Genomic DNA, 20872 nt, shown 5'->3' with positions numbered 1-20872 from the left:
ACTATGGGACAGAGTCGACAGTTTGAACCAGGTCAAAAAGCACCTAACAATGGGATTTATGTAGAAATTGGTGAAACAGGAGATATGGTTCAAAATCCTAAGTCATTAAAAATGGAAGCGGGAGACACGTTTCCTGATACACAAAACCATAACCGTAAATGGACACCGAAACATAAAAAAAGAGGGGGAGAATAATCCTCCAACCTCTCCGTTCTCTTTTGTTAAGCTTAAGAGGATGGAGAGGTTTTTTTATGTACAGATGCGGCCCTTTATTTCATGTATGAACAATGGAATGAATATAATAACGTATTCCTCCACACTTTTGACTTCCATTTTTTAATCTGTTGCATAACGTAGTAAAGATAAAGCTATGTTTGGAATATAGAAGAAAACATAGAAATGATGGGAGAGACGTACAATGGTACATGCACGCTTTATTCGCATTGAAGAACAGTGGAACGTCATCTATCTTCCAGAACGACCTAGTGGATTTGCTGTATTCTTACTTGGAGATAATGCGATGGTGGTGGAGGAGGATACGAGTGACTGGGAACAGCATCCAGAAAGACATGTCTTTCTGCAAAACCTCTTAAGTAGAGGCTATACGGTGGTTGCTTCATCTTTATATAACAGGCATTGGGGAAGTATTAAGGCGTATCAATTACTAAAACAATTGTATCATCTTGTCTTGAAACAAGAGATTTTAAACAAAAAGATTCATTTATTTGCTGAAGGAACTGGTGCATTATTAGCGATTCAATGGATAAATGAGTATTCGGATCGAACACGTTCCTGCTATTTTGTAAATCCTTGTTTTTCATTAAATGAGTTCTATCAACAAGAGCAAGAGAATAAGCTATACTTTAAGAGGTTTCTTAAAGAACTAGAACAATCTTATCATAAGAGCAAAAAAGAAATTGATTCAAAATGGATTGACTCAATCACACCAGAAATTGTAACAAAACAAATTCCTCCGTTATCGATTCACTGTCATATGCTAGAAAAACGCTATCCTTTATCGAAGCACAGTCGCCCTTTTCAACAAAAATTAGCTACTCAAGAGGTCTTTGTAAACTTAAGGATACATGGGAACGATAAATCGTTCTATAAAGCCGCGCAATCTGTGTTCCCATTTTATAAGAAATATGAAAAATATTTATAGCCTCTCTCTAAAAAAGACATATGAGGAGGCTTTTTACATAGAGCTAGTTGAAAAAGATGGTCTTCCTTTTTCAACTAGCTCGAAGCAACTTGTAGATAATATGGTTTTAATGAAAGGAGTTGCGTATGAAAAAAGCACTTGTTACAGGAGGACTGGGGTTTATTGGATTCCATTTAGTTCAAAAGTTATTACGTGAAGGAATTGACGTCGTAATTGTTGATGAAATGACACCCGAGAAAAAAGATGAACAAGAAGAAAAATGGATGAGGATTGGACGTAACGATTTAGTCAGATTAATAGATCAAAATTTAGAACAAATTAATTTTGAAGAAGCCTTAAAAGAAGTAGACGTGGTCTATCATTTAGCAGCTTCGACATCAAATGATAGCAAGTGGAAAAGGTTACAAAAAGTCATAGAAAATAATGTGAATATAACGAAAAAGTTAGTGAAAGCACTCCCTCCTAGGGCAACATTCATTTATGCATCTACCGTTGAGGTTTATGGGGAGCGCCCTGGCAAGATAACGGAAAGAACACCAGCAAACCCCACAACACCATATGGAATTACGAAATTAGCAAGTGAGAGGCTTATTCAAAGAGACTGCAGTGAGCGGAAGATCGCCTATACCATTTTACGTTTACCAACCATCTATGGGCCTTGGCAACGAGCTGATATGACTTTTCAGCAAATCATTACTGGGGAGACAACACCGGATCAAGACCGATCCACATTAGATGCGTTATATGTTGAAGATTGTGTAGAAGCATTTTATTTAGCAGGAGTTAAAAAAGTTGAAAACGAAATTATTCAGCTTGCTTCAGGGGAAGAGGATACATGGTATAAAGGATTAGAACTTTTAGAATTTAAAGGTGAAATAAAGAAAAATCCAATCAAGACTTCAATGGTCCCGGATAAAGCATTAAACCTTCTTGGGTTCAAGCCGAAAGTTACTTTAGAGAAAGGACTTGCCAAACAAAAGGAACATGTGACACAATGGCACCATCAAAGAAGTTTCGATAGGAAGTGAACCCGTGCAGAGTAAACAGGTCGTGATCGGGATATTAATATTTGCCTTGGTGACCATTATTTCTTATAGTTTCTTGTATGGAATTTTGCATCTTGGAGAGGGAATAAGTGTCATTTTTGGCCTAATTCTCGGAGGGACAGTTGAATTTATTTATCGAAGGAAATCTAGAGACCACTAAAATTGTTACATGTGAAAGGCGTGGATACATTGGGTATCTACGTTTTTTGTTAGTTCATTAAAAAAGGCAGCCAGTTAAGTATTTCTAACTGGCTGCCTTTGATGAAATTCTCTGATCTATTCGGTTTCACGAATAAATGAATTCTCATAAAATTTCATCTCAGGGTATTTTTCAATAGCGGTTCGCATTTGGAACTCATTTTCAAATAGCACGACAATCCGGCCGTCGCGATCGGTGGCTAAGTTACGTTGAGACTTTTTGAAAGCATCCATGGCTGCTTGAGGGCCCGCTACCCAACGCGCAAAAGAGAAGGGAAGGCGTTCTAATTGGATGTCAACATGGTACTCATGTTTCAAACGATATTCTAGCACTTCAAACTGTAAGACTCCGACGACACCAACTATTTGTTGTTCAGAAAAGCGATTATACGTTTTAAAAAGCTGAATGGCACCTTCTTCCGTTAATTGCTGAAGTCCTTTTTCAAATGATTTATGTTTGAGTGCTTCTTTAACGGTAATCGCACTAAAGAATTCAGGTGAGAAATGAGGCATCTCATCAAATTCAAAACCCTCTCCTTCGACTAAGGTGTCTCCTATTCTGAAAGTACCTGGATCAAATAATCCGATGATGTCACCTGCATAAGCTTCATCAATTATGCTTCGACTTTGAGCTAAAAATTGAGTAGGTTGTGATAATTTTAAGTTCTTCCCAATTCGGACGTGTTTAACGTTCATTCCACGTTCAAACTTTCCAGATGTGATTCTTAAAAACGCGATACGATCCCGATGTGCAGGATTCATATTAGCTTGGATTTTGAAGATGAAACCTGAAAAGGCAGTATGTGTTAATGGTTCAATAATCCCTTTAGAACTTTCTCTAGGTGTAGGAGAAGGCGAGAGATTGAGATAATGCTCTAAAAATGTTTGTACACCAAAACTAGAGATTGCACTTCCGAAAAAGATAGGAGTAAGTTGGCCTTGTGCAATCAATTCTGCATCAAATTCATCTCCTGCGACATCTAGTAATTCAAGTTCTTCGCGAAATTGAGCAACAAGACCTTCATCATTAATAGCTTCATCTAACTTAGGATCATCAGGTCCCTCTAGTTGAATCACATCAATTTCTTTAGGGTTTTCTGGGTTGTACAATTCCAATTTTTTATTGTGACGATCATATACTCCAGAAAAGGACTGCCCCATTCCAATTGGCCAACCCATTGGATAAGAGCGAATCCCTAGAAGGTCTTCAAGCTCTTCCATTAATTCAAAAGGGTCTCTTCCTTGACGGTCTAGCTTGTTCATAAAGGTGAAGATGGGAATTCCACGCATTTTACAAACTTTAAATAATTTCTTTGTTTGTGCTTCTACCCCTTTTGCAGCGTCAATTAACATTGCAGCAGAATCGGCTGCAGTTAATGTACGATAAGTATCTTCACTAAAATCTTCATGCCCAGGAGTATCGAGAATGTTCACATGATATCCGTCATATTCAAATTCAAGAACGGAACTCGTAACGGAGATTCCACGTTGTTTTTCAATCTCCATCCAATCACTCATGGCATGTTTGGAAGTTTTCTTCCCTTTAACCGAACCGGCTTCTCTAATGGCGCCTCCGAATAAAAGTAATTTCTCAGTTAAAGTTGTTTTCCCGGCATCTGGATGGGAAATAATCGCAAAGGTACGGCGCGACTGAACGGCTTGTTTATAATTCATAATTTGGTCCTCACTTTTTACTTCAGATTGTCTCGGTTCATTATATCAGTGTTGCCGAGATGTTTCACCTTCTTTCAAAAAAGATTACAATCATATTACAAGTTGAAGATAAAAAGCAAGTTATAGAGGAAATGAACATACGATTAACGAATAAAAGGACAGGAATAGTGTGAAAAAGTAAAAAGTTAGGGAAATTTGTAGGGGAAATGTTTTATAATATAAGGTGCAAACATATAGGGAGAGTGTCAACATGTCTATTCAACGAGGAATACTATTATTACTATTAGCAATTTTGCTGATTGGTTGTGCCGATGCGAATACAAGCTCTATAAATAGAGTTGGCTTGTTACTAGAAGATACGATAGATGACCAAGGTTGGAACAGCAAAGGCTATCAAGGTTTGTTAAACATTCATTCCAATCTGAATGTAGAAGTCACGTTTAAAGAAGATATGAATACAGAGCCAAAGGTGACAAAAGCTATTGAAGAATTTGTTACGGATGACGTCAAGCTTATTTTTGGGCACGGAAGATTTTTTGCAGAATTCTTCACTGAAATCGCACCTGATTACCCAGATGTTCATTTCGTTAGTTTTAATGGCGAGGTAGAGGGAACGAATGTAACGAGCCTCCATTTTAATAGTTATGCAATGGGGTATTTTGCTGGAATGGTGGCAGCTGCCATGTCTGAAACAGGACATGTAGGAGCCATTGCGGCCTTCCCTTGGCAACCGGAGATTAAAGGATTTGAAGCGGGTGCTGCTCTTTATGGCAATTCGAATGCACATGTGAATTATGTAGAAGATTGGGCAGATAGTGAAAAAGCATTAAGTTATTTTGAACAGTTAAAAGATGTTGGTGTAGATGTATTTTATCCTGCTGGTGACGGATATCACGTTCAAGTAATTGAAGAGGCCAGAAAAGAAGGCTTGTACGCTATCGGTTTTGTTGGGGACCAATCTGATTTAGGTGAAAGCACTGTGTTAACAAGTACCGTGCAGCATGTCGACCACTTATATGAACTAATTGCAGAACTCTATTATAAGCAGCAATTAGAAACGGGTAATTTACAATTTGACTTTGCAGATGGAGTTATTAGTTTAGGAGCCTTTAGTACAAAAGTACCGGAGGAGCTAAAGCAGAAGATTGAAGAAGCGGTAAGGGTTTATATGGAAACGGGAGAGCTACCGACTGAACCGTTTTTGTAAGGACTTGCTTTTATGTAGTTTGTCATAGTATGGTAATGGTGATAGATCAGAGAACGAGGTGGATAATTGTGAATAATCCTGAAATGAATATGAAATTTATGCAAATTGCTATGAAACACCTTCCGGACGGAAAGAAATTCCTTGATGATAAAGGGATTGAGTTAAACATGGAAGATCTACAGCCGATGTTGGAATTATTGCTTAATGTTATGAATGAGGCTTATGAATTGGGGAAAAACGAAGCAAGTGAATAGGTAAATTAAATAAGAATACATAGTAGCTCGACCGAATTCATGTTCGGACCGAGCTTTTGTTTTTGGGATGATTCAAATCCTTGTTATACATCTTGCGCGTTGCCGATTTAGAGGAGGAGATTAGATGGAAAAGACAGAGAAATTAAAAGTATTTGCACAAGAAATGAAAGAAGGATTCCAGCTAGTAAAAGAAAAGCGTGATACAGAAGCGATCAAAAAATTGCAACCTTTTATCGAGTTAATGAGAAGAAGTCAAGCCCCACATATCCGTCTATTTGCCTCTTATAGCCTTGCGCAAATCCGTACAGGTGATTTAGAAGGTTTTTTACAAACCTATAGTGAAGTAAAGGAAATGGAACCTAAAACAGAAGAAGAAACCAAATTTATGCAACAACTTGATGGATTTTTTAACGATTTAATGGAAGAATTACAAAAAGAAGATTGATTCTTTATTTAGAGAATTTTAAGGAAAAACGCTAACATTAATCGTTAGCGTTCTTTTTCTTAGAGTCAGTTTTGGTTGTTTCTTCTTTTTTATTTTTATTAAAGTAAGAAGAAACGGCTCCGGCTAGTGGAGCTAATTTATCAATGACTGGACCAAGTGATTGGACAAGGGCAAAAATACTCTCTAGTTGATCGGGTTGTTTGTTTTCGTTCGATTGCGGTTCCTTGGAAGAAGAAGGGTTTTCAGAATTCGCATTCGCTTCGAATGTTGCTTGATTGGCATCTTCTTGTTCAGGTGGCATGGGACGACGACCGAACATTAAATCTGAAAAAAAATCACTTTGTGTTTGATGTTTTGGTTCTTCACTCATTTTTTTTCCTCCTTTTCTATACTTCCCTAGTATTGTATGGGTCGTTCTCTTTCTCTGTGTAAAGACTAAGGCCTATTTCAAGGGTTAAATATAGACAGTGGTTACAAGATGAGTTAAAATTAGTATCAGGTACTAATATAAGCCCAAACAATCGTGTGTGAATCGCGAAAGGGGAATGTGAAAATGACAAAAGCTGGAATCTTTGGTATGGGTAGTTATATAGGAGAAGAACTTGTTACGAATGCTGATTTAGAAAAAAAAATGGATACAAATGATGAGTGGATAAGAACAAGAACTGGAATAGAGGAAAGACGATTTGCCCCTAAAGATATAGATAGTTCTGATATGGCCTATTTGGCTGCTAAGAACGCATTAGAGCAGGCTGAACTTTCAGCTGAGGAAATTGATTTGATTTTAGTGGCAACTGTTACCCCGGACATGGCTTTTCCGAGTGTGTCGGCGATGATTCAACATCGTCTTGGTGCAACGAAAGCCGCTGCAATGGATATTAGTGCTGCTTGTGCCGGTTTTATTTACGGGTTGGCTACAGGTCAACAATTTATTGAAAATGGCGCGTACAAATATATTCTGGTGGTCGGTGTAGAGAAGCTATCGAAAATTACTAACTTTGAAGACCGTAATACGGCGGTATTGTTCGGAGATGGTGCAGGTGCTGCGGTTCTGGGACCTGTTTCTGATGATAAGGGTATTTTAGCGTTCGAACTAGGAGCTGATGGTTCAGGGGCCATGCATATTAATAAACAAGGACCTTTCTTGGAAATGAATGGTCGCGAAGTGTTTAAATTTGCCGTTCGTCAAATGGGTGATTCTGCGTTAAGAGTTCTTGAAAAAGCTGGATTAACAAAAGAAGATTGTGACTTTCTTGTTCCTCACCAAGCGAATATAAGGATCATGGAAGCGTCTAGACAACGTTTGGATCTTCCAATTGAAAAGATGTCGAAGACCGTTCATAAATATGGAAATACGTCTTCTGCATCGATTCCAATGGCTTTGGTCGATGAGTTACAAAGTGGTAAGATTAAGGATGGAGATGTCCTAGTATTAGTTGGTTTTGGAGCAGGGCTAGTTTGGGGTTCTGTTGCTATTAGATGGGGTAAGTAATCAAAAAGGTACGAGATACATTAATTGAACGCAAAGGAGAGAACATTCGTGGAAAAAAAACGTGTCGTAGTAACAGGAATGGGAGCTGTAACTCCTTTAGGTCTTGACGTTGCAACAAGCTGGCAAAATTTAATTGCAGGAAAATCCGGGGTAGGCCCTCTAACAAGAGTACCTGCAGAGGAATTTCCGATGAAAGTCGCAGCTGAAATTTGTGATTTTGAACCTGGTGATTTTGTTGATAAGAAGGAAGCAAGAAAAATGGACCGCTTTACACAATTTGCTGTAGCGGCCTCCTTGATGGCATTAAAAGATGCAAACCTTGAAATAACGGAAGATATTGCACCTAGAGTCGGGGTCTGGATTGGTTCTGGAATCGGTGGGATGGAAACGTATGAGCATAATTTCCGTCAATTCCTTGAAAAAGGGCATCGTCGTGTAAGTCCATTTTTTGTACCAATGATGATTCCTGATATGGCCTCTGGGCAAGTTTCCATTATTACAGGTGCAAAAGGAATTAACTCATGTTCGGTTACTGCTTGTGCATCGGGAACTAATTCAATTGGTGATGCTTTCAAGGTCATTCAACGTGGAGATGCTGATATCATGATCACAGGTGGTTCTGAGGCTCCGATTACAAATATGGCAGTAGCAGGTTTCTGTTCTGCTAAAGCTGTTTCAACTAGTGAAGACCCAGCAACAGCTTCACGCCCATTCGATGCAAATCGTGATGGCTTTGTCATGGGTGAGGGTGCTGGTATTTTGATTATTGAAAGCTTAGAATCTGCAAAAAAGCGTGGAGCAACGATTTATGCTGAAGTTGTTGGATACGGAGCAACGGGCGATGCACATCATTTAACTGCTCCTGCACCTGAAGGAGAAGGTGGAGCAAGGGCAATGAAGCAAGCTATCGATGATGCGGGTCTTGCACCGACAGAAATCGATTATTTAAATGCACATGGAACAAGTACACCTTACAATGATAAATTTGAAACGATGGCTGCCAAAGCAGTTTTTGGTGACCATGCTTATAAAATGGCTGTGAGTTCTACAAAATCGATGACTGGACATCTTTTAGGGGCAGCTGGTGCAGTAGAAGCAATCTTCTCTGTTAAGGCGATTCAAGAAGGGATTATTCCTCCAACGATTAACTATGAAACACCTGATCCAGATTGCGATCTAGATTATGTACCTAATGAAGCGCGCAAGCAACGTGTACGAGCTGCGGTAAGCAACTCTCTTGGGTTTGGTGGGCATAACGCTACACTTGTTTTTAAAGAATATACCGAGTAATAAAAAGGCTGACTCAATCGAGTTCTTTTCTTAAAAAGAATTCAAGCGAGTCAGCTTTTTTCGATTATAAAGGCTGCTTAAGTTGTCAGTTGTTAGTTAGAGAAGAATTCCTGAATAGCTTTTTGGTTCTCTTCTAAATCCATCTGTAAAACGGAGCCAGCATGCTGATAATAAGCATCTTTAAAACTACCATCTATAGGAATACGAAGCGTTTTGATCTCATCAATGGGATTAAGGACGACATCACGCCCAAGACTAAGAAGTTTAGACGTTTGAATATTTGTGTCAAGGTGGGGTTCAATCATTCCAGTTAGTTTTGGTATTTTACTAATTCCTGATAAAGTGAAAAGTTCATTTTTAAGCAGATTTAATACTTCTTGTTGCCGGCGGACACGTCCAAAGTCATTTTCTCGATCTTTACGAAATCGTACATAATTTAATGTATTTACCCCGTCTAATACATGTTCACCTGGTTGAAATTTGATCGAGTTGTTTGGATCATACATTTGTTCTTCGGTCAAAACCGTAATGCCATTAGGTGCGATTGTATCAACTAAATGAATGAAACCTTCAAAATTAATTAACGCATAGTAATGGATGTCTAAACCGAAATTATGCCTAATGGTTTCTCGTAGTAAATCGACGCCTCCAAATGCAAACGATGCATTTATTTTATTATTTGAACGACCGGGTACTTCAACGTATGAATCTCGCATAATGGAAGCGACTTTGCTATCGCCATTTAACGGATTATATTGAGCTATCATAATGGTGTCTGTTCGAGCTAACCCATTATTTAATTTATCGACACCAACTAACAACACATTTATTGGTGCATTATTCTCAGGTTCATTTGTCGATAATATTTTCTTAGTAGAATGTTTTTTTGGGATCGTAGGTGTTTCACTAGCCTCGGAAAGTTGGTTTTCTGAGAGTGATTTTCCAGCTTCATATTGTAAATAGACGTAACTTCCTATTGTGAACAGAATAAGTGCAATAGCAATAATGGTTGAAATGAAAAGTTTTTTAATAACTGACTTTTTGTTTTTTCTTCTTATCCTCTTTCGGGTAGACATATGGAGCCCTCCTTACGTTCCCGTCTTGAATATAGTTTAATCAACTGTAGACACTATATTAAACAAATAATACGTGGAAACGAACTTGAATTCATAGTATTATTATTCGTTGGAGAGTAAGATTTCATGAATGAAAATAAAAATGAATGATTCACGTTTTTTCTCTTTTACACAAATCAGTTTTTCGGATAGGAGGAATAAAATGGATGTTCAACAAATATACAAAGAGAAACAAGCATCTAGTGCCCTAGATGCAGTATTAATCATTGAACCTAATGAAGATATTGTGGTACCACTTGCGGTAGGGGAACCAGCCACGCTAATTAAGGCGCTACCCAATCATCCTAAATTAAAAGGTAATCGATTATTTCAAATGTTATCTTTGTATCCGGTTGTCGAAATGGAACCTGAAAAAGTAAAAGTCATTTCGATGTTTTTAAATAAGGACGAGCGTAGAGCTTTTTATGATAAGGAGATCGATTTATTGCCCAATCACTTCTCAGATTTACCAGCTATACTTAAACAGATCTCGGAAAACCTTGTTGTTATGGCTACCGTATCGCCGATGAATAGTGAGGGTTATTTTTCACTTGGTACTAATTGTGATTATATCTCCACATTATTACCACATGCCAAAAAAATAATCCTTGAAGTCAATCAATTTATGCCTTACACGTATGGGGAGAATCATATTCATATCTCAGATGTGGATGTTATTTTTGAACATCATGAACGACTACCGGTAACACCTGAAATTCCTTTGAGAGAAGAGGATGAGATTATAGGTAGGAAAGTCGCCTCGATGATTCAAAATGGAGACGTGCTTCAAATTGGGTTTGGTGCGATTCCGAATGCGATAATGAATTTTTTAATTAATCACAAAGATCTAACTATTTTTACCGAGATGATCCCTGACAAAGTCGTTGATCTATTTGAGTCAGGTGCTGTTACGAATGCAAAGAACCCCTTACATCCTGGGAGTATGACAGCGACATTTGCTTACGGGACAAACAGGTTGTATGACTTTATTCATAACAACGAGCAAGTTCAGATGTATCCGGTTGATCAAACGAATGCGAGCTGTTTTATTTCGGAAATTGATCAGTTGGTGACAATAAATGCTACGATAGAAGTAGACTTCTTTGGCCAGTGTAATTCTGAGTCAATTGGAGGTCGATATTACTCTTCAACGGGCGGTCAAGGGGATTTTGGAATAGGTGCTCGTATGGCCGCGAACGGAAAGGGGATTATCTGTTTGCACTCGACAGCAAAAGAAGGAACGATTTCTAAGATTGTTCCAACCTTAGCAAAAGGATCTGTCGTATCAACGTCAAAAAATGATGTAGATTATGTCGTTACTGAATATGGAGTAGCGCAATTGCGAGGAAAGACGGTCCGAGAACGGGCTGAAGCTTTAATTAATATTGCTCATCCGAAATTCAGAGAGGACCTCAGAATACAAGCTAAAGAGATGGGATTATAAATATCAAGGATCGTTTTATGATTACATAAACGATCCTTGTTTATTAAAATTTTGTTTGCAGGAGCCAGTCTATAGCTTCTTTTTTTGTGAGTAGTTTTTGATCGAGCTGCAAACATGTGAGTTGGTGAAGGATTTCTGAAAACTTAGGACCAGGTTTAATCCCTTGTTCAATTAAGTCTTCGCCAGTTAATAATGGATTAAGATTTTGACGTTTCACAATGTATTGTTCTAATTTCTTGTGCTGAATTAACAGAGCAAAGAGAAGCAGATTTTCTTCTTTAAAAGTGGCGAAACGTAAGTGTAGTTCACTTAGAGTAATGTTAGAAGGCAACACAGTTTTCGCCATTTCCTCAAGTTGTTTTACAAGTTGTTGTTGTTTAGTCGTTATGGCATACCGTTTTATTTGGTGTTTCCATGCCTTTTGTTTGTACAATAAAGCGATTAAATAAGAAAATGGATCTTGAAAATGATAGGATTCTAGTCGTTTAATCGAAGCCATTTGGTGTTCCTTAACTTGTAAATCGAAAAGAGATTTCCAAACGCCAATGTCGTTAAGAAGTTGAACCCCAGGAATGATTGAATTTTCTTTGATCAGTAAGTCCATTTCATGTAGAAACCTTGTTGAACTTACTTGTTTTAGCATAGAGCAAGCATCAATTGCTAAATGATAGGTTTGTTCAGCCAGTTTATAATTAAATCGAATCGCAAATCGAACAGCTCGAATAATTCGAGTGGGATCTTCTATGAAGCTTAGTGTATGGAGAATCCGAATTTTTTTCTTTTTTATATCCTCTTGGCCTTGGAAAAAATCAATGAGAGTACCAAAGTGGGTTCTATTAATCTGCAAGGCCATGGCATTAATTGTAAAATCACGTCTTCTAAGATCTTCTCTCAGATTGGAAGGTCTTACTATCGGTAATGTCCCAGGGGAATCATAGTACTCAGTCCGACATGTGACAATATCAAGCTTTAAACCACTAGGTGTTGTCCATGTAGCTGTACCAAATTTTTCATGAGTTTTTACATCCCCTCCTATCTTTTTGCTGAGTAAATCGGCAAAAAGAATACCATCATCTTCGACGACAATATCAATATCTTCATTAGGGCGCTCTAAAAGGAAATCTCTTACGACGCCACCAATTAAAAAGGCTGATATTTGCTGTTCATCAGCGAGTGTTCCTATGTCAATCAGAAGTTTATATATATCTGGAGATAACTGCTTCTTGATGGTCTGCAGGACAGGTTCTTCTTCATGATTGGTTTGCTTATGTAACTGTTCAATAACATTCGTTCTCGATAAAATACCCACGACTTGTTTCTCTTCATTCACGATTGGAATACGACCTATGTTATGCTTCATCATCGTTTCTTGAATGGTTTCTAATGAGGTTGTTGGACTTAATACAACCAATTGGGTAGTCATATACCCTTTCACAGGTGCATGTCCGAGTCCATGGTGAGTCGCTTTGTCAACATCACGCCTTGATATCACACCAATCAGTTCATTCTGTTCGTTTAAAACAGGAAAGCCTGTATGCCCATACTGATACATTTGTTCAAGCACGGAGTTAATAGAGTCATTAGGTGACACCGATTTTACTGGAAAAGACATGATGTCTGCGGCAGTTATCGCTTTTCTTATTAGTTGATTCAGTGATGTTTGAACGGTCTTTTTCACATCGAGTAGCGCTGTTTTTTTTACGGTTGCTGAAGCGGCCTGACTATGGCCACCACCGCCGAGATTTTCCATTAAAGAACGGAAATCAACTCTTTCTGAACTCGACCTCGCTACCACATACACATGATCCTTCATTTTAACGATTGAGATGACCGCGTCAACACCGGTCGACTCCAATACTTTTCTTGTAATGGTGGCAAGACCACCTATATAAGATGACTGCTCATGAGAGGTGACAAACATAGTAATTCCATTAATAACCTTTTCTTCTCCATTAGTTAAGAGCACATGCAGCAATTGTTTTTCAGCGGCTGTTAAGACTTGTTCTTGGAATCGATCAATTAAGGTGACATCCATTTGCAATTCTCTTAAAATGGATGCTACATGGAGGTCTCTAGCTGTCGTTTGTTGGAACGTGAAATTTCCGGTATCGGTATATAGTCCTAAGCCAAATAAAGTCGCTTCAAAAGGACTGATTGAGAGACCCTGCTCCATGATGTGATCAAACAGAAGGGTGATCGCAGCTCCGTAATTTTTAATATAGCGAATCCCTGTAGTGAGATCGTCGTCTTTGGGAGAATGGTGATCATACACAATCGTTTCAACTTCTGTACTGATTGAAGGCAACGGAATACCAGTTCGTTTAACAGAAGCCACATCAACAAGGATAAGTTTTTTTAATTTTTTCCAATCGATATTTTCATAAGAAGAGAAAGCTAATTGATCTCGATAAATAGCAAGAAACGATTTGACTGTAGGATGTTGCTTATCGGTTAAAGCTACTTTGGCGTTTGGATGGAGCTTTTTGGCAGCGAGCAAACAAGCCAATCCATCGAAATCGAGATTCACATGTGAGACTATGACTTCCATCTATTTATCCTCTTTTCATTTACTTTCTTTAAGTGTACCAAATTCTTTAATTTAATGATAAGTATTAAAATAAAGAACCCTACGAAAGAGATCCAAAAGAAAAAACATTTTGAAAGGATATTCGAGGAAGTGCAACGGCTACGCTCATTACTTTAAGGCATTCGAAAAAGGTTTTTCAGCTTTTTTACCCTTCTTCTTCAATGATTAATCCCTTTATTTCAATAGGATGTGAGTGATAGACAGTTTGATGAGGGGATTGTTTGTTTACTTTGACTAAAGTTTGGTATTGTTCGACTACTGCCTCTTTAAATTGATCGATTAGCTCGGACACAGATTCTCTTGAGTGAGTGATGGCTTCTTGTAAATGGTAGGGATTATAGCTTAAGGTGTCATTTTTATTTTTCTTAATACCAATGGAATGAAAAGCTTCAGAAAAAGATCTAAAGGTTTCATATATGGGAGTGACGTGTTCTGTACCTGCTAGAGTATCAAAATGTTGTAAAGAAACAAGTGCTTTATTGTACTTTTGAACAAAATCTTCAAGTTGAGTGAATAATCTCTTACCGTGCTCTTCTAAATGAAGAACCGCTTCATACAGGTCTTTTTCATGCTTGTAATAATGTTTAAATTCTTTTTTGGCTTCACGAATCGTTTGATAATATCGCTCAAAAGAAAGTAGCTGGTTTTCTGAAGGATGGTTCGTTGGATTTTTTAATTTTTCGATTCGTTGAATGTGTTGAATTTTATTGACTCCACCTGCTTCAGTCAGACGATTTACATATGAGGATTGTATTCGCTCTGCTCTTACTCTTCCTGATTTAGATATTCGAGTCATCTTCACCACACCCTTCACTTATGTATACTAAAAGTATTCTACGTAAGAGTAAGAAGTTCCTGTTGTCATAAAATATAGGTAAAGTGATAAATGGCAAGTTTTCTTCAAAAAGAGAGGATGTCTATGATGAAATTGCAAAAGCTTGATAAAAATGATGCCAAACCCTTTAGAGATATAAGAATTTTGGCATTAAAGCAAGTACCAGAAGCATTTGCAGCTAGCTATGAGGAAGAAGTGGACAAGCCCCTTTCATTTTTTGAGGCGCAATTGCAAGGAACGAGCTATTATGGTTTGTTTGATCAACTAGGTAAGCTAGTAGGTATCGTCAGTATGGCACGTTCAAGTTTCTTAAAAATGAGACATAAGGCTGCAATTGGAAGTGTTTATGTTAGGGAGGAAGCTAGGGGACACGGTATGGCTAAGAAGCTTCTTCATTATGCGATGGAAATGGCCATTAAAGAAGGTGTTGAACAAGTGACTTTAGTTGTGGCTGCTAGAAATGAAAGGGCGAAACAGCTTTACAAGTCGTTAGGTTTTGAGCGATATGGCTATGAGAAGAATGCTTTAAAGATCGATGATACTTATATTGATGAAGAGCATATGGTCAAACAACTACACGAATAATAGAGACTGCCAATTGGCAGTCTCTTGTTCATTATTTTGCAAAAACGTGATTTCCAATCCGTACCGTTTGTGTTCTTGTAGCAATCCAATGATTAGTAGCAATTCGAGGGTTATAGAAGAAGAGTGAACCTGAACCTTGTCCACTGAAAGCTAATGCTTCTTCAACAGCTCGAATAGATTCTGCATCTGCTGCACGGTTTATACGTCCGTTTTGGACAGGAGAAAACGCGTAATGACCAGATGATACTTCATTAATAACACCGCCAATCGTGTTAGGGAAATCACGGTGAGCAACTCGGTTTAAAACTACTGTTGCAACAGCGACTTTACCAGCATAGGGTTCACCTTCAGCTTCAGCAAGAACAAGACGAGCTAATAAATCTTTTTCGGCTGCAGATATAGAAGCTGGGATTGTTAATTGTTCACCTACGAATATAGTCGAAGATGATTTGTTGTTAGCTTGTTGAATTGCAGTAGCGGCCACTCCGTAATGTTGTCCTAATTTATAAAATGTATCTCCAGATACTACGGTGTGTGTACGAGATTGAGCATTTGTTTCAGTTGCTCCAATAAAAAGTAACGATGCCGTTGCGCATAATGTAATGATAAATTTTTTCATAAGTTAAAGCCTCCTCGGAAAATATGACTCTATAAAACTATCATAAAAACCAAGGGTAAAACGGGTCCAACTTTTTCCAACCGTAAGTATAAAAGAAGAGGAATCTTAGGTAGAGTAAGCATCAACTTGTTTCTTTACAGTTCTGTAACAAACTATGAAGAAATCTCTAATAATCCTGCATTTTAATAGAATGAAAGTAGAGAAGGGGGCTTTCTAAGCTGTTAGAGCTAGGTATTATTTTTTATTTCTGTAACAAGGTTGTCATTTAACTGTAATGATTTTTCGATATAATAATGTTGCTGATTTGCAAACTAGGAGGAAGGATTTTGAATACAACAAGATTAATAGGTGCTTTTTGTATGATTGTTCTAATTATGTTAAATAGTGTTCTTGGATCCCATAAAGTAAAAGCAGAAGATAATGAGATTTTATTACATAGTGAAACGGCCGTTCTCATGGATAAAAGCAGTGGGCAAGTATTATATGAACAAAATATGAATCAAACCATGTATCCGGCAAGCATTACCAAGATTGTAACGGCGATTGTAGCCATAGAAGAAGGAGAATTAAACGAATTAGTGACCGTAAGTGAACGAGCGAGAAATACGATTGGGACACGAGTATATTTACTAGAGAATGAGCAAGTTCCATTATTAAAACTCGTACAAGGATTGTTAATTAATTCAGGAAATGACGCAGGAACGGCGATTGCAGAACATTTAGCAGGTACAGAAAAACGTTTTGCTAAAAGAATGAATGAGTTTGTTCGGGAAAAAATCGGTGTAGAGGATACACATTTTACGAATCCACATGGTTTGTTTGATGAAGATCATGTAACAACCGCTTATGATATGGCGAAAATTACTCAGTATGCTATGCAAAACGAACTCTTTAGAGAAATTGTTGGGACAAAGGAAATGGAGTGGATTGGAGAAGGGTGGGAGACGACTATTCATAATCATAACCGCTTACTTTGGCGTTATGAAGGAGCGACGGGAGTCAAAAATGGATATGTGAGTCAATCGGGCTTTACTCTTGTTTCAACCGTGTTAAGAGATGAGACCGAGTTAATCGCAGTAACGCTGAATGCTCCTTCTTCAGAGCAAGCTTATACTGATATGGAAGCGATGTTTAATTTCGGTTTTAAGCACTATCAAAGTAACGTCATAAATAAAGGCTATTTATTTCAAGCCGAGACCGGAGAGGTCTATGAATTAATAGACGATGTTCATTTCTTAACTAAAAAAGGTGAAGAAGAGGCCAGTATGAAAGTAAAAGATGAAGGTATTTTATCTATCAAAACAGAAGATCATGCATTCCTATTATCGACAGTGTTAACTCCAGTCGAAAGGAGCAAAAATGTTAAACAAAGAACAGAAGAGCCTATAGATCAAACCTTAAAGGAGAAAAAAGAGGAACAAACCTTCATTGAACGTTGGATGACGCAGTTAATGTCAATCTTAAACCTAAGATAAGATTACAAGGCAAATAAGCGGTCTTTATATAGAGTGGAGTACAGCCATAGAGTTAAAACGATGTACGCTTCTAATTCTATGGCTGCTAAATTGAATCAAAAATGGGATGTTACATTTTTTTTAAATGGACTTCTTTTACTTTGTGACCGGCACCTTTTTTTAAAATTAAATCAGCACGGTGACGAGTTGGACGAATGTTTTTTTCTAAGTTAACTCCATTAATTGTGGACCAAACGTCCTTTGCAAAATCGAATGCTTGTGAATCAGATAAATGGCGATAACGGTGAAAAAAGGATTCGGGTTGTTGAAAAGCGGTGTTGCGTAGTAGTTTGAACCTTTCAATATACCAACTAAGTATGTCTTCCTCATCGGCATCCACATAAATGGAGAAATCAAAGAAATCAGAAACAAACACTTGTGGAATCCTACGATCCTTTTTATTAACTTGAAGGACATTAATCCCCTCAACAATCACGACATCAGGTTCTATAATTTTTTGCGCTTGGTCTTCTAAAATATCATAGGTTAAGTGTGAGTACATGGGTGCTTCAATGTAAGCGCGACCAGATTTTAATTCATAAAGGAAGCGAATTAAACGTCCAATGTCGTAACTTTCAGGGAACCCTTTACGCTTCATTAATCCCCTTTCTTCAAGAACAGCATTAGGGTATAAAAAGCCATCTGTTGTAATAAGATCCACTTTAGGGCTATTAGGCCACCTTGAACAAAGCGCTTGGATGAGTCTAGCTGTAGTACTTTTTCCGACAGAAACACTGCCTGCAACACCGATTACAAACGGGACCTTTTTTGTCTTTTTTTGCAAAAAGTGATTGACATTTTCATGTAATTGGACAGATTTAGTCATATGCATATAAAGCAGTTGTGATAAAGGTAAATAGATATCAGAAACTTCTTCAGCTGAGATGGTTTCATTTATACTACCTAACTGAGCTCGCTCAATTGGAGATAGCATATCCGTTGTTGATTTAGATAGTTTAGCCCATTCAGCACGGGTAAATAATGTATAGGCTGATAAAGGGACAGCCTTATTTAAAGTAGCCATTTGGTTCTCCTTTTTTCGGGAAGAATTTATCTCTATTGTATAGTAACATTTATTGAATGATAAGTGGTATTTTTCCCTTTACTTCATTTGGAATGAGTTATAATAGTATTTGTGTAAAAGACTAGTTGCTTGTTCTAAGTGAGAAAAAGAATGCTGTGAAGTAATAGAATAAATAAGAGTGGAAAGGAACGAAAAGGCTATGAAAGTGATTATTGCAGAAAAGCCAGACCAAGGAGCGAAATTAGCAGCTCCCTTTCCATCTATAAAAAGGACAGGCTATATTGAGATAAAAAAGAATCCCCAGTTTCCAAATGGTGCATACGTGACATGGGCAATTGGTCATTTATGTGAGTTGGTTCCACCAGAAATGTATGATCCTAAGTGGAAGTCATGGAATTTAGAAACGTTACCGATCGTACCTGAACGGTTTCTTCATCAAGTTTCGAAGGGGAAATACAAGCAATTCCAGGTGATTAAACAATTAGTGACTCAGCCGATCATCGAAGAAATCATAATGGCAGGAGATGCAGGACGAGAAGGTGAATTAATTGTTCGACTCGTCTTAAATCAATGTCAAATAGACAAGCCATTAAAGCGCTTATGGCTATCATCTTTGACACAAGCAGCTGTTGAAGAGGGGTTTAAATCTTTACGATCAGAAAAAGATACGCGGCCGTTATATTTTGAGGCTCTTAGTAGAGCGTGTGCCGATTGGCTTGTTGGAATGAATGCATCAAGAGCCTACACGTTACTGCTACAACAAAAAGGAATTCATGATGTTTTTTCAACTGGGAGAGTGCAGACGCCGACTCTTGCGTTAATTGTTAAAAGAGAAAAGGAGATTGAGGCCTTTAAACCAGAGCTTTTTTGGGAGGTTATTAGTAAATTTAATATAGAGGGAAAAAGATATGAGGGAATCTGGCATAAAGAAGGGGAAACGCGCTTAGATTCGGCCGAAATGGCAAAAAAAATCTCCGAATTCTGTGAAGGAAAAGGCGCCGAAATTATCGATGTAAAAGTTGAGGAAAAGCGTTATAAACCACCTTTTTTGCCTACACTTTCTAGTCTGCAAACAACCGCTAATCAACGGTTTAAGTATTCTCCTAAAATGACTTTAGATATTGCACAGAAACTATATGTGAAGGGTTATATTTCATATCCACGTACAGATTCCTCTTTTGTTACAAAAGGAGAAGCCGTTACGTTTCCAACCATTCTGAAGGCATTATCGACAAAGCCAGAATTCGCTCCTTTTTTTCCACTTCCTATCCCATCCTTAATCGGAAACCTGCGCTATGTAAATGAAAAAAAAGTGACGGATCACTATGCGATTATTCCAACTGAACAAATCCCTAATTTAGATAAACTAACGACAGAAGAAAAAAACATTTATGATTTAGTTGTTCGTGCTCTTTTAGCAGCACATGAAGAGGATGCTATTATTTCAACCACAAAGATTGAGACGTTAGTTGATCAAAGAGCGACATTTCAATCCAAGGGAAAGGTGATTAAACAGGTTGGGTGGAGAAAGATTATTTATCCGGATAAAAAGTCGGAAAAAGAAGAAAAATTCCTACCAATTTTGGAACTGAGGGAACAGGGAACTGTTACAAAAACAAAAGTAAAAGAGTCGATCACACAGCCACCAAAGCGTTATACAGAAGGACAGCTCATTAATGTGATGAAGATGGCAGGGAAACAAATTAGTGATTCAGATTTAGAGAAAATTCTGATGGAATCACAAGGATTAGGAACGGAAGCGACAAGAGCTGGAATCATCTCTATTTTAAAAGACCGGGGATATATGACTGTTACAAGAAACATCGTAGCCCCAACTGAGAAAGGTCGTTTGTTAATAGAGGCTTTAGGAGAAAGTGTACTCACTTCAGCAGAAATGACAGCCAAATGGGAGCAACGCCTCCGTGAGATAGGAAAGGGAGAGGCATCATCGGTAACCTTTATGGAGCAAACGAAGAAGCTCGTTGAACATTTATTACAGGAAGCTGAAAACCAAGTAAAATCTTGGGACTTTTCTAATTTTGATATCTCATCGATGCAAAGGAGTCCCAAAAAAGGTAAAGGAAGATTAACCTCTGTTGGGAAGTGTCCAAGTTGTGGAGGCGCGGTCTTGGACAGAGGAACATTTTATGGATGTGGTTCGTATAAAACGAATCATTGTAGGTTTACCGTATCAAAGACCATTCTAAAGAAAAAAATAAGACAAAAAGATGTGAGGCATCTATTAAAAGAAGGTCATACTGAAATGATAGAGGGATTTGTAAAAGGAGATCAAACGTTTCAGGCTAAACTTGTTTGGAGCCAAGAACAAAAAAAGATCACTTTTCAAGATTAACAGCACAGGAATAAAGATCAGTCATCAA

The 20872-nt window shown here is 37.9% G+C and carries 20 protein-coding genes; 13 read left to right on the top strand and 7 right to left on the bottom strand.

Going from position 1 to position 20872, the window contains the following annotated elements:
• Window positions 1-3: 3 nt before the first annotated feature.
• The 4 genes from PQ474_RS11080 to PQ474_RS11065 all read left to right on the top strand — a co-directional run bounded on the left by PQ474_RS11080 (window position 4) and on the right by PQ474_RS11065 (window position 2368).
• Window positions 4-195: a YjzC family protein gene (locus tag PQ474_RS11080; RefSeq protein ID WP_273843037.1), complete on the top strand. Its 192-nt coding sequence runs from the start codon at window positions 4-6 to the stop codon at window positions 193-195.
• A gap of 223 nt (window positions 196-418) precedes the next feature.
• Complete coding sequence (locus tag PQ474_RS11075; protein ID WP_273843034.1) at window positions 419-1162, top strand: alpha/beta hydrolase; 744 nt, start codon at window positions 419-421, stop codon at window positions 1160-1162.
• A 125-nt stretch (window positions 1163-1287) separates the two neighbouring features.
• Complete coding sequence (locus PQ474_RS11070; protein ID WP_273843031.1) at window positions 1288-2190, top strand: NAD-dependent epimerase/dehydratase family protein; 903 nt, start codon at window positions 1288-1290, stop codon at window positions 2188-2190.
• A 4-nt stretch (window positions 2191-2194) separates the two neighbouring features.
• Entirely contained in the window at window positions 2195-2368 is a 174-nt protein-coding gene (locus PQ474_RS11065; protein ID WP_273843028.1) for a hypothetical protein, read from the top strand.
• A gap of 116 nt (window positions 2369-2484) precedes the next feature.
• Here the strand turns inward: PQ474_RS11065 and PQ474_RS11060 are convergent, their stop codons facing one another.
• Window positions 2485-4080, bottom strand: coding sequence for a peptide chain release factor 3 (locus PQ474_RS11060; protein WP_273843025.1), 1596 nt, complete (start codon window positions 4078-4080; stop codon window positions 2485-2487).
• A 250-nt stretch (window positions 4081-4330) separates the two neighbouring features.
• On the opposite strand from PQ474_RS11060, the gene PQ474_RS11055 reads away from it, so the two are divergent.
• The 3 genes from PQ474_RS11055 to PQ474_RS11045 all read left to right on the top strand — a co-directional run bounded on the left by PQ474_RS11055 (window position 4331) and on the right by PQ474_RS11045 (window position 5986).
• Window positions 4331-5287 (top strand): BMP family ABC transporter substrate-binding protein, encoded by a 957-nt coding sequence (locus tag PQ474_RS11055; RefSeq protein ID WP_273843022.1) that lies wholly within the window; start codon window positions 4331-4333, stop codon window positions 5285-5287.
• Between the two features lie 83 nt (window positions 5288-5370).
• Window positions 5371-5541 carry a ComZ family protein gene (locus tag PQ474_RS11050; RefSeq protein WP_390185796.1) on the top strand — a complete coding sequence of 57 codons (171 nt, stop codon included), beginning with the start codon at window positions 5371-5373 and terminating at the stop codon, window positions 5539-5541.
• Between the two features lie 124 nt (window positions 5542-5665).
• Window positions 5666-5986: a hypothetical protein gene (locus PQ474_RS11045; RefSeq protein WP_273843017.1), complete on the top strand. Its 321-nt coding sequence runs from the start codon at window positions 5666-5668 to the stop codon at window positions 5984-5986.
• A 37-nt stretch (window positions 5987-6023) separates the two neighbouring features.
• Here the strand turns inward: PQ474_RS11045 and PQ474_RS11040 are convergent, their stop codons facing one another.
• Window positions 6024-6356: a hypothetical protein gene (locus tag PQ474_RS11040; protein ID WP_273843013.1), complete on the bottom strand. Its 333-nt coding sequence runs from the start codon at window positions 6354-6356 to the stop codon at window positions 6024-6026.
• Window positions 6357-6539: 183 nt separating this feature from the next.
• Between PQ474_RS11040 and PQ474_RS11035 the strand changes: the two genes are divergently transcribed.
• Together PQ474_RS11035 and fabF are read left to right on the top strand one after the other, a co-directional pair.
• Window positions 6540-7478 carry a beta-ketoacyl-ACP synthase III gene (locus tag PQ474_RS11035; protein WP_273843010.1) on the top strand — a complete coding sequence of 313 codons (939 nt, stop codon included), beginning with the start codon at window positions 6540-6542 and terminating at the stop codon, window positions 7476-7478.
• Window positions 7479-7526: 48 nt separating this feature from the next.
• Window positions 7527-8768: a beta-ketoacyl-ACP synthase II gene (gene fabF, locus PQ474_RS11030; protein WP_273843008.1), complete on the top strand. Its 1242-nt coding sequence runs from the start codon at window positions 7527-7529 to the stop codon at window positions 8766-8768.
• A gap of 92 nt (window positions 8769-8860) precedes the next feature.
• Here the strand turns inward: fabF and PQ474_RS11025 are convergent, their stop codons facing one another.
• Window positions 8861-9844, bottom strand: a complete 984-nt coding sequence (locus PQ474_RS11025) for an LCP family protein (protein ID WP_273843006.1) — start codon at window positions 9842-9844, stop codon at window positions 8861-8863.
• A 202-nt stretch (window positions 9845-10046) separates the two neighbouring features.
• Between PQ474_RS11025 and PQ474_RS11020 the strand changes: the two genes are divergently transcribed.
• Window positions 10047-11327: an acetyl-CoA hydrolase/transferase family protein gene (locus PQ474_RS11020; protein WP_273843004.1), complete on the top strand. Its 1281-nt coding sequence runs from the start codon at window positions 10047-10049 to the stop codon at window positions 11325-11327.
• A 43-nt stretch (window positions 11328-11370) separates the two neighbouring features.
• On the opposite strand, the gene PQ474_RS11015 is transcribed toward PQ474_RS11020, so the two are convergent.
• Both PQ474_RS11015 and PQ474_RS11010 read right to left on the bottom strand, forming a co-directional pair.
• Complete coding sequence (locus PQ474_RS11015) at window positions 11371-13875, bottom strand: CBS domain-containing protein (protein ID WP_273843003.1); 2505 nt, start codon at window positions 13873-13875, stop codon at window positions 11371-11373.
• A gap of 184 nt (window positions 13876-14059) precedes the next feature.
• The gene (locus PQ474_RS11010) at window positions 14060-14710 is read right to left on the bottom strand and encodes a hypothetical protein (protein WP_273843001.1); all 651 of its coding nucleotides are present in this window, start codon (window positions 14708-14710) and stop codon (window positions 14060-14062) included.
• A gap of 123 nt (window positions 14711-14833) precedes the next feature.
• On the opposite strand from PQ474_RS11010, the gene PQ474_RS11005 reads away from it, so the two are divergent.
• Window positions 14834-15334, top strand: coding sequence for a GNAT family N-acetyltransferase (locus PQ474_RS11005; protein ID WP_273842999.1), 501 nt, complete (start codon window positions 14834-14836; stop codon window positions 15332-15334).
• A gap of 31 nt (window positions 15335-15365) precedes the next feature.
• Here the strand turns inward: PQ474_RS11005 and PQ474_RS11000 are convergent, their stop codons facing one another.
• Entirely contained in the window at window positions 15366-15953 is a 588-nt protein-coding gene (locus tag PQ474_RS11000; RefSeq protein WP_273842997.1) for a cell wall hydrolase, read from the bottom strand.
• Between the two features lie 326 nt (window positions 15954-16279).
• Between PQ474_RS11000 and PQ474_RS10995 the strand changes: the two genes are divergently transcribed.
• Window positions 16280-17428: a D-alanyl-D-alanine carboxypeptidase family protein gene (locus tag PQ474_RS10995; RefSeq protein ID WP_273842996.1), complete on the top strand. Its 1149-nt coding sequence runs from the start codon at window positions 16280-16282 to the stop codon at window positions 17426-17428.
• Between the two features lie 109 nt (window positions 17429-17537).
• Here the strand turns inward: PQ474_RS10995 and coaA are convergent, their stop codons facing one another.
• Window positions 17538-18491: a type I pantothenate kinase gene (gene coaA, locus PQ474_RS10990; RefSeq protein WP_273842993.1), complete on the bottom strand. Its 954-nt coding sequence runs from the start codon at window positions 18489-18491 to the stop codon at window positions 17538-17540.
• Window positions 18492-18690: 199 nt separating this feature from the next.
• Between coaA and PQ474_RS10985 the strand changes: the two genes are divergently transcribed.
• The gene (locus PQ474_RS10985) at window positions 18691-20844 is read left to right on the top strand and encodes a DNA topoisomerase III (protein WP_273842991.1); all 2154 of its coding nucleotides are present in this window, start codon (window positions 18691-18693) and stop codon (window positions 20842-20844) included.
• Window positions 20845-20872: the final 28 nt, after the last annotated feature.

Source organism: Halalkalibacter alkalisediminis (genome assembly GCF_028610705.1).
Classification (GTDB): Bacteria; Bacillota; Bacilli; order Bacillales; family Bacillaceae_D; genus Halalkalibacter; species Halalkalibacter alkalisediminis.
This window is presented reverse-complemented; position numbering and strand designations above follow the sequence as displayed.

Excerpts from the sequence above, each read along its gene's own strand:
- PQ474_RS11070 (WP_273843031.1), top strand. The coding sequence starts at position 1,288 with ATGAAAAAAGCACTTGTTACAGGAGGACTGGGGTTTATTGGATTCCAT.
- PQ474_RS11020 (WP_273843004.1), top strand. The coding sequence starts at position 10,047 with ATGGATGTTCAACAAATATACAAAGAGAAACAAGCATCTAGTGCCCTA.
- PQ474_RS11055 (WP_273843022.1), top strand. The coding sequence starts at position 4,331 with ATGTCTATTCAACGAGGAATACTATTATTACTATTAGCAATTTTGCTG.
- PQ474_RS11015 (WP_273843003.1), bottom strand. The coding sequence starts at position 13,875 with ATGGAAGTCATAGTCTCACATGTGAATCTCGATTTCGATGGATTGGCT.
- PQ474_RS11025 (WP_273843006.1), bottom strand. The coding sequence starts at position 9,844 with ATGTCTACCCGAAAGAGGATAAGAAGAAAAAACAAAAAGTCAGTTATT.
- PQ474_RS11060 (WP_273843025.1), bottom strand. The coding sequence starts at position 4,080 with ATGAATTATAAACAAGCCGTTCAGTCGCGCCGTACCTTTGCGATTATT.
- PQ474_RS11000 (WP_273842997.1), bottom strand. The coding sequence starts at position 15,953 with ATGAAAAAATTTATCATTACATTATGCGCAACGGCATCGTTACTTTTT.
- PQ474_RS11040 (WP_273843013.1), bottom strand. The coding sequence starts at position 6,356 with ATGAGTGAAGAACCAAAACATCAAACACAAAGTGATTTTTTTTCAGAT.
- PQ474_RS11005 (WP_273842999.1), top strand. The coding sequence starts at position 14,834 with ATGATGAAATTGCAAAAGCTTGATAAAAATGATGCCAAACCCTTTAGA.
- PQ474_RS11075 (WP_273843034.1), top strand. The coding sequence starts at position 419 with ATGGTACATGCACGCTTTATTCGCATTGAAGAACAGTGGAACGTCATC.
- PQ474_RS11050 (WP_390185796.1), top strand. The coding sequence starts at position 5,371 with ATGAATATGAAATTTATGCAAATTGCTATGAAACACCTTCCGGACGGA.
- PQ474_RS10985 (WP_273842991.1), top strand. The coding sequence starts at position 18,691 with ATGAAAGTGATTATTGCAGAAAAGCCAGACCAAGGAGCGAAATTAGCA.
- PQ474_RS11035 (WP_273843010.1), top strand. The coding sequence starts at position 6,540 with ATGACAAAAGCTGGAATCTTTGGTATGGGTAGTTATATAGGAGAAGAA.
- PQ474_RS11080 (WP_273843037.1), top strand. The coding sequence starts at position 4 with ATGGGACAGAGTCGACAGTTTGAACCAGGTCAAAAAGCACCTAACAAT.
- coaA (WP_273842993.1), bottom strand. The coding sequence starts at position 18,491 with ATGGCTACTTTAAATAAGGCTGTCCCTTTATCAGCCTATACATTATTT.
- PQ474_RS11045 (WP_273843017.1), top strand. The coding sequence starts at position 5,666 with ATGGAAAAGACAGAGAAATTAAAAGTATTTGCACAAGAAATGAAAGAA.
- PQ474_RS11010 (WP_273843001.1), bottom strand. The coding sequence starts at position 14,710 with ATGACTCGAATATCTAAATCAGGAAGAGTAAGAGCAGAGCGAATACAA.